Below are 12,141 nucleotides of genomic sequence, written 5' to 3'. Positions count from 1 at the left end.
TTCATTATCTTTCATCTCCTTGAAAGTATTGGTTTTCCCAGAGCCTGGGCGGCGCTTTTAAGGCAAGTTTTGTGCCTGCATGGTTTTCTTCAAATAAAACAGTGTGTTGTGATTTTTACAGGTTGCCTCTCAGTACGAAGTGTAAAAAAACATGACACTGAAGACCGGAGTTGGCGCTTGTGGGGTGTGGAACCTATATTGAGAGAAGGGAGGTTTTCATGGCTGATAATTACGATCTCAACGAGCGCCCGGAATACGATGGGCTGCTGCAGGACATCGCCGATTATGTTCTCGACTACCGCATAGACAGCGACGAGGCCTGGGAAACGGCTCGCTACTGCCTGATGGATACCATCGGCTGCGGTTTGCTGGCGCTGCGTTTTCCCGAATGCACCAAGCATCTGGGCCCGCTGGTGGAGGGCACTCATGTTCCCCATGGGGCCCGGGTGCCCGGCACACCTTACCGTCTTGATCCGGTCAAAGCCGCGTGGGATATCGGTTGCACCGTTCGCTGGCTGGATTACAACGACACCTGGCTGGCGGCTGAGTGGGGGCATCCTTCCGATAACCTGGGTGCGATTCTGGCGGTTGCCGACCATCTTTCGCAAAAACGGGTGGCCAATGGGCAGGCGCCCCTGGCAATGAAGGCGGTACTCGAGGCGATGATTCTGGCTCACGAAGTCCAGGGTGTGCTGGCCCTGGAAAACTCATTTAACCGGGTGGGGCTGGACCACGTTGTGCTGGTGAAAGTCGCTTCGACCGCCGTCAGTGCCAAGCTGATGGGGGCCAACAGGGAGCAGATGCTTTCAGCTCTGTCTCATGCCTGGGTGGATGGCCAGGCTTTGCGCACCTACCGCCATGCGCCCAATGCCGGCTCCCGAAAATCCTGGGCGGCGGGTGATGCCACCTCCCGCGGCGTGCGGCTGGCAGACATTGCCATGCGTGGAGAAATGGGAATTCCCGGTGTTTTGACCGCACCGCAATGGGGGTTTTACGACGTTTTATTCGCGAAAACCAACCGCGACCAGTCGGTAAAGCCGGAGCAGGCGCGCCGCTTCTCCCTGCCTCAACCCTTCGGCTCGTACGTGATGGAAAATATCCTGTTCAAGATCTCGTTTCCGGCAGAATTCCATGCACAGACCGCCGCCGAGGCTGCGGTGACCTTGCACCCGCAAGTCAGGCACCGGCTGGATGAGATCGACCGTATTGAAATCACCACGCATGAATCGGCAATACGCATCATCTCCAAGCAGGGCAAGCTCGCCAACCCCGCCGACCGCGACCATTGCCTGCAATACATGACGGCGGTGCCGCTGATCTTCGGCAACCTGGTCGCCGAGCATTACGAGGACAGCTTCCACCAGGCGCACCCGGACATTGACCGTTTACGCAACAAGATGCAGGTGATTGAAGACGAACGATACACCCGCGAATACCTGGAGCCTAACAAGCGCTCAATTGCCAATGCGGTGCAGGTGTTCTTCGAAGATGGCACCAGCACTGAAAAAGTCGCCGTGGAGTATCCCATCGGGCATCGGAGGCGGCGGGAAGAGGGGATGCCGCTGTTGGTGGAAAAGTTCCGGGCTAATCTGAAAACCCGGTTTCCGGCCCAGCAATGTGAGGCCATTATGGATTGCTGTGAAAGTCTTGCCCGGCTTGAAGTTATGCCGGTGCACGATTTTGTGTCGAAACTATAAAATATTTGTAAAATCGAACGGAATCAGTAACCAGGCCACATTGCAGTTTCAGGGAATTGCAGTACAATCGTGTAACGGTTTGTTACAGTGTGTAGCAAAGGATGCTTGCAGTACAGTGCAGTAAAAACCGCACAAGGAGTCGACGTGGCCCACGTCAGATTGTTCAGACACTATATTCACCTGCCATTTGTCATTCTTGGCCTGATCGATCTGGTCGTTATGGGGTTGTCGTTCGCACTTGCGGTTTTTTTCCGCTTCTTTGGCGAGCCCGGCTTCTTCCTCGATAATTTCGTTTTTGTTCTTCCTGCCATTACCGTTTTTGCGCTCCTCAACCTGATTGTTATGATCGCTCTGGGCGTTCATCAGTCCCGGGTAGAGGAAGGTATGTCCGGAATGATGCTGCGAACCATCATGGCGATGATTCTGGCCATTCCGTTACACGGCTTTGCCTATTTCGTTGCCGATGACTGGCTTTGGTACCTCGGCAGTTTCGGGCTGCTTACCTCTGCCACTGTCTTGGCGATCTTCGCACTGGGAATCGCCCGCATCGTTTTCTTTGCCGTGGTGGGCAAAGACCGTTTCAAGCGCCGGGTGCTGGTGCTGGGTGCCGGGCGCCGCGCAAAACAGATGTTTGAAGACCTGACCACCCCCTTCAACCGGAAAGGCTTCAGCCTGGATGGCTTTGTCCCCATGCCTGAAGACACCGTTGAGGTGGACGAGCAATACCTCATCAATCTGCCGGTCTCGCTGCACCAGTATGTCCTCCGTCATCCGGTGCGAGAGATTGTCGTGGCGGTGGATGATCGCCGCCGGGGGCTGCCCATGGAGGATCTCCTCGAGTGCAAGATGGAAGGCGTGCAGATTATCGATGGCGCCAATTTCTACGAGCGGGAATCCCGCAAGGTTGCGCTGGAGATGATCACCCATGGCTGGCTGGTGTTCTCGGACGGCTTTACTGTCTCGTCTGTGTACGGGGCCGGTAAGCGGGCGCTGGATATTCTGGCTTCCGGGGCTCTTTTGCTGGCGACATTCCCGATCATGATTCTTACGGCCATCGCCATCAAACTGGAAGATGGCTTTAAAGCACCGGTGGTATACAGCCAGGAGCGGGTGGGATTGAACAACCGGGTGTTCAGGGTGCACAAATTCCGCTCCATGATCACCGACGCTGAAAAAAATGGCGCGGTCTGGGCGCAGAAAAACGACACGCGGGTAACCCGGGTTGGTGAGTTTATCCGCAAGGTTCGCATTGATGAGCTGCCACAGATTTTCAATGTGCTCAACGGCACCATGGCTTTTGTCGGGCCGAGGCCGGAACGGCCGGTTTTTGTTGAGCAGCTGTCTGAAAAGATTCCGTTTTATGCGGAAAGGCACCGGGTCAAGCCGGGCCTGACCGGCTGGGCGCAACTTTGCTTTGCATACGCAGACAACGAAGAAGACACCCGGGAAAAACTGCGGTACGACCTCTACTACATCAAGAATCAGAGTTTACTTCTTGATCTGTTGGTTATAATTCAAACAGTGGAAGTGGTATTGTTCAAAAAAGGATCAAGGTAGTTCCGGAAGTCAGCTGTTCCCGGAACATGGAATGCAGCACGGACCTCAACAGCGAGGAATAAAAATGTCACGGAAGTATCTCATCCAAGGGTTCATTGTATCCCTCATGGCGGTAGCGTTGGCCACAGGTTGTGCCGGCCCTTCCGCATCCTCATCAGACCAGATCCAGCGCGCCCTGGCCGTGGATTCCCGAGACAGCGTTGACCAATACGTATTGGGAGCAACCGACGTCGTCCGGGTGTCGGTGTGGCGCAACGAAGACCTCAGTATTGCCGTGCCGGTCCGGCCTGACGGCAAAATCTCAGTGCCCCTGGTAGGCGATGTGCAGGCCAGCGGCCGTACCCCGGAAGAATTGGCCAGTTCCATTCGCACCTCTTTGACCGAGTACATCCGGGAGCCTCAGGTGAGCGTTGTGGTTACCTCTATGGGCAGCCATGAGTTTACAAACCGGGTGCGGGTAACCGGCGCTGTGCGCCAGTCAATTTCGGTGCCGCACCGGAGCGGTATGACGGTACTGGATATTTTTCTGAACGCCGGCGGTGCCAACGAATTTGCGGCGCTGAACAATGCGATGCTTTATCGCAAGTTTGAGGGCGAGATCGTTGCCATACCGGTAAAGCTGGACGACATTCTCAATAAAGGCCGGGTAGAAACCAATTATGGTATGCGGCCCGGCGATATTCTCACCATCCCGGAGCGCAGCTTCTGAATGGTCATTGAGTGTACTGACCAACAGGTGGGTTAGATCATGGCATTACCATTATCCCAGTTACCGCAGGAAATCATCCGTGAGGTACGGGGCCGCAAGGGGTTGGCCTTCCTGGCGTTCGTGGTCGTGAGTTTTGCCGTTCTCGGTGCCGGCTTCGTCTGGCCGTACAAATATACCTCCGAGACCGTTATCTTCGTGGACGACCGCAACATCATCGCACCGTTGATGGAAGGCCGGGCCGTCGCCACGGAGATAAGCGACCGGACCTCTGCTGCCAAGGAGTTGTTGATGAGCCGGAGCCTGATCGAGAAGGTCGCTCTGGACCGCAACATCTACCCGGATGCGCCCACAGACCCCGAGCCCCTCGAATACCGTATTGCCAGCATTCGTGGGGGGTTGTCGGTTCGACCGCGCGGTGACAGTTATTTCAGTATCGGTTTTTCTTCAACCTCACAGATGGAAGCGTTCCGGGTTGCCCAACGCCTGGGCCAGGTTTTTATCGAAGAAACCAAGGATCGCAAGCGGGCGGAGAGCCGAAACGCGTACGATTTCATCGATAAACAGGTGAAAAGTTACGAGCAGCAACTGACTCAGGCGGAAAACCGGCTGAAGCAGTTTCTCTCTGAGAATACCGATGGTACCGAACAGGAAGCCAATTCGCGCATGGCGCAGTTGCGCAACCAGCTGGAACTGGCGGAGCTCGAAAAGAAAGAGCTGGAAACCCGGGCGGCGTCCCTGCAAGGCCAGCTCGCAGGTATACGGCCGACGATTCGACAGGGCCGGACCCAGGACAGCTATCGCGAACGCATTCGCATACTCGAAGAGCGACTGGATAGCCTGCGGCTGCAATATCACGACACCTATCCGGACATCGTAATACTCCGGGAACAATTGGCAGAGCTCCGAAAGCAACGGGATCAGGCGGTGGAAAGACCGGCAGACAGGAGCTCGCTTGAAGGTGAAGAGACCGTCAATCCGCTTTACCAGGAATTGCAGGCCAACCTTTCAACCACCCGGGCAGACATGGCCACCGTTGAGACCCGGATACAATCCCTGTCCCGCCTGCTGGAGCAGCAGGCCAAGCGAATGGAACGCATTCAGGCCAACAAAGCCCAATATTCCGAGCTCACCCGGGATATGGAGGTCAATCGCGAGATCTATGATGACCTGCTGAAGCGCCGGGAGAAGGCGCGGGTATCTATGCATCTTGATATCGAGGGCCAGGGCTTGAATTACCGCATCAATGAAGTCGCGCAGTTTCCCCGCACCCCATCAGGCCCACAGTTTTCCATGTTTGCGGCCGCCGGCTTGTTTCTCGGGCTAGCCGCCCCTTTTGGCGCGGTGGCAGGGCTGCTGCAGGTTGATCCGCGAATTCGCGCGAGAAAACAGCTGGAAGAAGATATTGGCCTGCCTGTGCTGGTTGAAATTCCCCAGGTGCGAACGCCCTATGAGAAACGCAGGGATCGGAAGGTCACTGCTCTGATTGGTTTTTTTGCGGTGCTCACCATCGCGGCGTACGTGACCATCGTTGTGCTAGCTCAAATGGGAGTGATCTGATGCCGGAACACCAAAATGATCAGCCCGGATACGATTCCACCAAGCCGCAGGATGCTTCAGCTGAGCCAACCGAGACTGGCACCGAGGAGCATTCCTTCTGGCTGAAGCGGAAGGAGCGTTTGAAACAAGAACTCGATTTCCGTGATGACGAAGACTCACGGATGTTGGTACCCAGCTCTCTTGAATTGGGGCCCGGGGCGGTTGATAAATACGTAATCAGCAAGCAGATCGTGCGGATGCAGGAGCCCAGAAAGCTTACGCCCGATGATCTTGATGAACGGCGTATCATCTATCCTGAGTCCCGCAACCGGGCGCTTGTGAACCGCTTTCGTGACTTGCGAACCAAGCTTCTTGAGGTCTCCGGTGGCAACAACTTCACCCTGGTAGTCAGCGGCGCCAGTACCGAAGCCGGTTCCTCGTTTGTGGCCCTCAACCTGGCGGCGGCCTTTGCCTTTGACCAGGCGAAAACAGCATTAATCATCGACTGCAACCTGCGCGAGCCGTCTCTGCATTCCACTCTCGATGTTATGCCGGAAACCGGCCTGACCGATTTTCTGGAAGATCCGGATTACGACATCGCCCGGATTCTGTATCCGACGGGCATCCCTCGGCTACGACTAATCCCGGCCGGTAGCCGCCGGGAAACGCCGGCGGAATTCTTCACATCGTTCCGGATGAAGCAGTTTCTTCAGGCCATCCGGCGCCGGTATCCGGACCGTTTTATCGTACTGGACACGGCCCCGATATCAGATTCCCCCGATGCCCGAATCCTTACTGAGCTATGTGACTACGCCATGCTGGTGGTACCGCACGGCAGGATCTCGGCGGCAACGGCGGAACGGGCGGCAACGGCCTTTAACCCGGATAAATTCGTGGGAGCGGTGATCAATGGCTGATCAGCTGAGGGTAAGAAAGGCCGTTGCAGCGACAATCACGCCGCTGATGCTGGCAGCAGGTGCCTGTTCATTTCCGGCGTTTGCGCAAGCCGAGATTACGTTTGGCCTGGACAGTCGCTTTACCGACAATGCCCGTAAAGCTGAGGTCAATGAAGACAGCGATCTGGAGACCCGTACCTACCTGACTGCGGGTTACCAGACGGAGCCCGGGCGCTGTAACGCCGACTTCCTCGGCACCCTGGGTTACTCGTTCTGGCAGGATGAAACCTTTGATAACGAAAGCTTCGCCGAAATGAATTTTGAGGGTGATTGCAAGCTCGCCAATCAGCTCTACTGGGAAGCGAGCAACAACCTCAGGGAAGTCAATCAGGACACCCGCCAGAGTGATATCCCCGACAATCGTACCCGCAAAAACGTGTTCAGCACGGGCCCACGGTACCTTTGGCGCCTGAACGACACCAACTGGCTCAATTTGTCGGCGCGCTATGCAAATACGGAGTACGACGAGCCCGAGGAAACCGATAGCGAACGCTACACCGGCTCCATTGCCTGGAATCATCTGTTCAGCTCCACCTTTACCGGCGGCCTCAGCGTTTCCCATAGCCGGACAGAGTTCGACTACGGTGCCGAAGTTGATGTCAGCAGCGCCCAGATCACCTTCGAAAACCGGTGGGCCAGCACATCGCTTTCCGGGTCCGTAGGTGTGAGCGAGGTTGAAACGGATTACGCCAATACCAGCCAGTCAAGCGATGGGTTTGTCGGGGAGCTCAACCTGACCCGGCAGATCAATCCGACCACCGAATGGTACCTGAATGCCTCCCGTGAACTGACGGACCGAACGTCGACGCTCGATCTGCGTTTTGGCGAATTTGAATTCAACCTTAGGGAAAGCATTACCGTTGAGAACAGTGCGCTGGCATCCGGCTTTAAAAAAACGTTTTCTGACGCCTCATCGTTCAATCTCGACCTGTATGCCTATCGCTCGGATTATCTTGAAAGCGATGAAAGGGAAGACAAGGCCGGCATAAACGCCCGTTACTCCCGGCAGTTCTCGGAGCTTACCACCGGATATCTGGGGCTTGGTTTCGACCACCTGAACTATGAAAGTGACGACAGCCAGGACGAAGTCGCCCGGCTTGTGATCGGGGCCGAGCACCAGGCCACTCGGGATTTAAGCGTGTTGGCCAGGGTAGGGCACGACACCAAATCCAGCGATTTTGCCAGCCGGGAGTATGATGAGAACTGGGTGTTGGTGGGGTTGGAATACCGACTGAGGTGATCAACACAGGAAGTGTGAGGCTATGGCCATGAAAGAACCGAGACAGAACGCCCTGACAATTGATGTGGAAGATTACTTCCAGGTGGCCGCGTTGGCAGAGGCCGTTCGCTACGATGACTGGTCTTCCATGGATTATCGGGTTGAGGCGAATACAGATCGCATTCTGGCGCTATTCGAAAGGGCGGGCGTGAAGGCGACGTTTTTCACCCTTGGATGGGTGGCTGAGCGATCTCCGGAGCTGGTGAGACGGATAGCTGATCAAGGTCACGAAGTCGCCAGCCATGGCTACAGTCACCAATTGATTTACAACCAAACCCCCGAAGTTTTCGAGGAAGAAACCCGGCGTTCAAAGGCTATTCTTGAGGACATTCTTGGTGCGCCAGTAACGGGGTATCGCGCGGCGAGCTACTCTATCACCAACCAATCCCGATGGGCCCTGGATATCCTGGCTGAGCAGGGGTTTACCTGGGATTCCTCCATCTTTCCAGTACACCACGACCGCTACGGTATGCCGGGAACGCCGCGTTGGCCGCACCGTCTGACCACGGACAAAGGTTATGAGCTGGCCGAATTTCCGTTAAGTACGCTCAAGTTCCCGGGTTACACCCTGCCAATTGCGGGCGGTGGTTATTTCCGGCTGTTTCCATACTGGTTCAGTCGATACGGACTGGGCTCCATAAATCGGCTGGGAAGGCCGTTCGTTTTTTACCTTCATCCGTGGGAAGTAGACCCAGACCAACCGCGCCTGGATGTGAAGTGGTTCTCCCGTTTTCGCCATTACAACAACCTGGATGTGTGCGAACAGCGGTTAAGCCGGTTGTTGTCGGATTTCCGGTTTACCACCATGAGCCAGGTATTGGAGAGCGAAGGGATTCTTGAACCTTCATTGCACACGCCAGGCTCCAGCTCTGTGGCAGGAGTGGCATGATGGTCGCCGTTTTCTGGATATCTTTTCTGTTGTTGGCTTATATCTATTTTGGCTATCCCGTCTGTATCAAACTGCTGGCATCCGCACGACCTTTGCCCGTAAACAAAAGCGGCGCTTACCAGCCGAAAGTCTCGATTCTTATCGCCGCCTACAACGAGGCGAAAGACATTGAGGCTACACTCAGGAACAAGCTGGCGTTGGAATATCCCAGGGAGCAATTGGAGATCCTGGTGGTTTCCGATGAGTCGGAGGATGGGACCGACGAGATTGTCCAGGCGGTTGCCGCTGATGCGCCTTTCCCGGTCAAACTCTTTCGTCAGGTACCCCGTCAGGGCAAGACCGCGGGGCTCAACATGCTCAAACAGCATGCGGAAGGGGAGATCCTGGCGTTTTCGGATGCCAACTCCGAATGGGATCATCAAGCCCTGAAAGCACTGGTGAGTAACTTCAACGACCCGTCGGTGGGTTACGTAACCGGAAAAATGGTCTATGTGAACCCTGAGGGCGCGTTGATAGGCGACGGCTGCAGCGCTTACATGAAGTACGAGAACTGGCTCAGGGCACAGGAGACTCTGGTAGGCTCCGTGGTAGGCGTTGATGGTGGCATTGACGCCATGCGTAAAGAACTGCATTCCGAGCTGAATGCCGATCAGTTGCCGGATTTTGTTCAGCCACTCAAAGTGGTTGAGCAGGGGTACCGCGTTGTTTATGAACCTGGGGCGCTGCTCAAGGAAGAAGCGTTAAGCGATGGGGGCAGTGAATTCAGCATGCGGGTGCGGGTAAGCCTGCGTGCACTGTGGGCGCTCAAAGACATGAAACAGCTCATGAGCCCGGCCAACGATCCAGTGTTTGCCTGGCAGCTTATCTCCCACAAGCTGCTGCGCTACGCGGCCTTTGCACCCATGATAACCCTTGCGATTGCTGCCCTTTACCTGGCGCCGGTGAAAGGGTTGTATGCGTTAGCCGCGATAGGGTACGGCCTGTTTCTTTACTTCGCGTGGGCGGGCTATCAAAAAGAGAGCCGGGGGCAATCGCTTTCTACCGTGTATGCCCTGCCTTACTACTTCGTGTTGTTAAACCTTGCGTCCTTTAAGGCATTTGTCGCCTTCTCCAAGGGCGAGAAGAAGGTTGTCTGGAACCCAAGGAAGGGATAATGGCATTGCCCAACCTGGAAGCCTTGCTGGAGGAGAAAAAACTCCCCGGGCTTGATGGATTTCGAATGGTTGCCGTGATGGCCGTGGTACTGGCTCACTCAGGGGTAGGCACGCTGTTCTTTTCGGCACGCCATGGCGTGGCTGGCTTCTTCGTTCTGAGTGGGTTTTTGATTACCTGGCTCTTGCTAAAGGAGCATGCCAAAACGGGAACCGTTTCATTCAGAAAGTTTTATATGCGTCGGTCTCTTCGCATCTTCCCGGCTTACTACGCCTTCTTACTGGTATCGATTTCGTGGGATTTGTTCCGCGGAAATGACGACATCAAAGAAACCATAGTCCCCGGCTTGTTCTATTTTATGAACTACCACAACGCGCTGGAGGGACATTCGTCGTCGTCCATTGCGCATGTGTGGTCTCTGGCCATTGAAGAGCAGTTCTATCTGATCTGGCCGATGCTTTTCGTATTTCTGATGAGGCGCGGCCGAGAGTACGCGGTTGCTTTCCTGATTATTGCCAGTTTGGTTGTATTGGCCTGGCGCTCCTATTCCTACACCTACCTCGACTACGGACCATCCTACGCCTACAACGCGTTTGATACGCGATTTGATAACCTGGCTCTGGGATGCCTTTTGGCGTTTCTGGCGCAAAAGCCGCGTTGGCTGTCTGTGTTCAATAGCATCAGCAGCCGGTTCTGGATGCCTTTTATCCCCCTGGGCCTGTTGTTCCTGTCAAAAGAGTACGGCAGCGGCGATTATGCCTACGGCCCGGCGTTTACGGTTGATGCGTTGTTACTCGCGATTCTATTGCTGCAATTGATCAGGCTCAGCTCAGGGGCTTTCTGGGGCTGGATGAATCACCCTGTGTCGGTCTATCTCGGAGTTATATCCTACCCGATCTATCTGTGGCATGTATGGGGCCTGCAGGCCGGCGGCAAACTGAATTTTCTCCCCGAGTGGTTACAGCTCCTGGCTGGCGTGATTCTCAGTGGTGTGCTTGCCTCAGCGTCTTACCATTTTCTCGAAAAACGATTCCTGCGATTAAAGCACCGCTATGAGGTAGTGGGAGCAAAGCCTGGACGCTCACCGAAGGCGGGTAATCCATCCGGAATGGAGAGCCTCGCGGCCAGGGAGCGTTCCAGTTGAAGGTATTGCACCTGATTGATAGTGGCGGCCTGTACGGCGCAGAGCGAATGCTGTTGGCTCTGGTAGCAGAGCAAATCAAACAGGGGCTGGAGCCCATGATTCTCAGTGCCGGTGAGCAAGGGATTCACCAAAAGCCGCTTGAGATCGAGGCTGAGAAACTGGGATTGCCGTTTGTAGTTTGGCGAATGACTCCGGGCTTGAACTACTCGGAAACTCGGAAAATCTGTGAGTGGGCTGAGCATTGGGGTGTCGACCTGGTGCATTCCCACGGGTACAAGTTCAATATTCTGATGTCTCTCTTTGGTCGGTTTAGTCGGAAGGTTCCCGTTGTGAGTACCTTACACGGGTACGTTCACGCGCGTCGCTTTTCAAGGATGTGGGTATATGAATTGCTTGATCGACTGGCTATCAGTCGATTGGATGGAGTGGTCATGGTTGGCGCGGCGATGAAGAAGGAACTATCAACGGGCCTGATTCGCCCCCGTCGCCTCACGACAATAAGAAACGGACTGCCGGTAGACGACACTCAGCGCAAGGCATCTGAACCCTTGCCAGAGGCGCTGGAAGAGTTTTTTAGCACCCATGAGCAGGTGATTCTGGGGGTTGGTCGTCTATCGAACGAAAAGGGCTTCAGTCATCTTATTGATAGCTTCCGTGTGATCAAACAATCTGCTACTAAAGCTGGATTGCTGATTGTTGGCGATGGAATGCTGCGTAAGGATCTGGAAGACCAGGTTGCACGTCTCGGTCTTGGCAGCGATGTCTGCTTGCCCGGGTATTGCGACAATGTGCCTGCTTTGATGGCGCGCTCGTCTGCATTGGTTATTTCCTCGTCTACCGAGGGCTTGCCGATCACCTTGCTCGAAGCGATGGCTGTCCGCCTGCCCGTTGTATCTACCGATGTTGGCGAGATCCCGTTTGTTCTGGATGAAGGGGATAGCGGCGTTCTGGTAACGGATCCTGCTTCAGAGTTGGTTGATGCCATAGAACTCGTGCTCAACGAGACAGAGGCCACTCATCGGAAAACTGAGCACGCTTTTCATAAAGTCTCCGGAGAGTTGTCTGCAAGATCAATGGCCGAACAGTATCTGCGCGTATATAACGGGGTGGTGGCATCTTGAAGGCTTTGTTCTTTTTTCGGTATGTCTTGGCGCGCTTAACCTACCTGGTTCTGCGGCTTCCTGTTTCCAGGTTTCAGGCTGAAGTAGAGGAGCTTTGGGGA

At 55.1% G+C, this 12,141-nt stretch carries 10 protein-coding genes; all 10 read left to right on the top strand.

Going from position 1 to position 12,141, the window contains the following annotated elements:
* Nucleotides 1-218: 218 nt before the first annotated feature.
* A complete protein-coding gene (prpD, locus tag ACP2AU_RS01395; protein WP_426373982.1) occupies nt 219-1,697 on the top strand; it encodes a 2-methylcitrate dehydratase in 1,479 nt (492 codons plus the stop codon).
* A gap of 144 nt (nt 1,698-1,841) precedes the next feature.
* Entirely contained in the window at nt 1,842-3,254 is a 1,413-nt protein-coding gene (locus tag ACP2AU_RS01390; protein ID WP_426373981.1) for a TIGR03013 family XrtA/PEP-CTERM system glycosyltransferase, read from the top strand.
* A 64-nt stretch (nt 3,255-3,318) separates the two neighbouring features.
* Complete coding sequence (locus ACP2AU_RS01385) at nt 3,319-3,963, top strand: XrtA/PEP-CTERM system exopolysaccharide export protein (protein WP_426373980.1); 645 nt, start codon at nt 3,319-3,321, stop codon at nt 3,961-3,963.
* A 39-nt stretch (nt 3,964-4,002) separates the two neighbouring features.
* Complete coding sequence (locus ACP2AU_RS01380; RefSeq protein ID WP_426373979.1) at nt 4,003-5,520, top strand: XrtA system polysaccharide chain length determinant; 1,518 nt, start codon at nt 4,003-4,005, stop codon at nt 5,518-5,520.
* Complete coding sequence (locus tag ACP2AU_RS01375; protein WP_426373978.1) at nt 5,520-6,416, top strand: polysaccharide biosynthesis protein; 897 nt, start codon at nt 5,520-5,522, stop codon at nt 6,414-6,416. Before ACP2AU_RS01380 ends, ACP2AU_RS01375 begins: the two co-directional genes overlap by 1 nt.
* The gene (locus ACP2AU_RS01370) at nt 6,409-7,695 is read left to right on the top strand and encodes an outer membrane beta-barrel protein (RefSeq protein WP_426373977.1); all 1,287 of its coding nucleotides are present in this window, start codon (nt 6,409-6,411) and stop codon (nt 7,693-7,695) included. Before ACP2AU_RS01375 ends, ACP2AU_RS01370 begins: the two co-directional genes overlap by 8 nt.
* A 28-nt stretch (nt 7,696-7,723) precedes the next feature.
* Nucleotides 7,724-8,623, top strand: a complete 900-nt coding sequence (locus tag ACP2AU_RS01365) for an XrtA system polysaccharide deacetylase (protein WP_426373976.1) — start codon at nt 7,724-7,726, stop codon at nt 8,621-8,623.
* Nucleotides 8,620-9,777 carry a glycosyltransferase family 2 protein gene (locus ACP2AU_RS01360; protein ID WP_426373975.1) on the top strand — a complete coding sequence of 386 codons (1,158 nt, stop codon included), beginning with the start codon at nt 8,620-8,622 and terminating at the stop codon, nt 9,775-9,777. The genes ACP2AU_RS01365 and ACP2AU_RS01360 overlap by 4 nt, the downstream gene beginning before the upstream one ends.
* Complete coding sequence (locus ACP2AU_RS01355; RefSeq protein ID WP_426373974.1) at nt 9,777-10,919, top strand: acyltransferase family protein; 1,143 nt, start codon at nt 9,777-9,779, stop codon at nt 10,917-10,919. Before ACP2AU_RS01360 ends, ACP2AU_RS01355 begins: the two co-directional genes overlap by 1 nt.
* Nucleotides 10,916-12,040: a glycosyltransferase gene (locus ACP2AU_RS01350; RefSeq protein ID WP_426373973.1), complete on the top strand. Its 1,125-nt coding sequence runs from the start codon at nt 10,916-10,918 to the stop codon at nt 12,038-12,040. The genes ACP2AU_RS01355 and ACP2AU_RS01350 overlap by 4 nt, the downstream gene beginning before the upstream one ends.
* Nucleotides 12,041-12,141 lie beyond the last annotated feature (101 nt).

The sequence above is a fragment of the Marinobacter sp. VGCF2001 genome, from assembly GCF_049943275.1.
Taxonomy (GTDB): domain Bacteria; phylum Pseudomonadota; class Gammaproteobacteria; order Pseudomonadales; family Oleiphilaceae; genus Marinobacter.
Note: the sequence above shows the minus strand (reverse complement) of the source record. Positions and strands in the feature narration are given on the sequence as shown.

What these genes read in the sequence shown, in the direction of transcription:
- ACP2AU_RS01385 (WP_426373980.1), top strand. Translation starts at nt 3,319, where the DNA reads ATGTCACGGAAGTATCTCATCCAAGGGTTCATTGTATCCCTCATGGCG.
- ACP2AU_RS01380 (WP_426373979.1), top strand. Translation starts at nt 4,003, where the DNA reads ATGGCATTACCATTATCCCAGTTACCGCAGGAAATCATCCGTGAGGTA.
- ACP2AU_RS01355 (WP_426373974.1), top strand. Translation starts at nt 9,777, where the DNA reads ATGGCATTGCCCAACCTGGAAGCCTTGCTGGAGGAGAAAAAACTCCCC.
- ACP2AU_RS01360 (WP_426373975.1), top strand. Translation starts at nt 8,620, where the DNA reads ATGATGGTCGCCGTTTTCTGGATATCTTTTCTGTTGTTGGCTTATATC.
- ACP2AU_RS01365 (WP_426373976.1), top strand. Translation starts at nt 7,724, where the DNA reads ATGAAAGAACCGAGACAGAACGCCCTGACAATTGATGTGGAAGATTAC.
- ACP2AU_RS01375 (WP_426373978.1), top strand. Translation starts at nt 5,520, where the DNA reads ATGCCGGAACACCAAAATGATCAGCCCGGATACGATTCCACCAAGCCG.
- ACP2AU_RS01370 (WP_426373977.1), top strand. Translation starts at nt 6,409, where the DNA reads ATGGCTGATCAGCTGAGGGTAAGAAAGGCCGTTGCAGCGACAATCACG.
- prpD (WP_426373982.1), top strand. Translation starts at nt 219, where the DNA reads ATGGCTGATAATTACGATCTCAACGAGCGCCCGGAATACGATGGGCTG.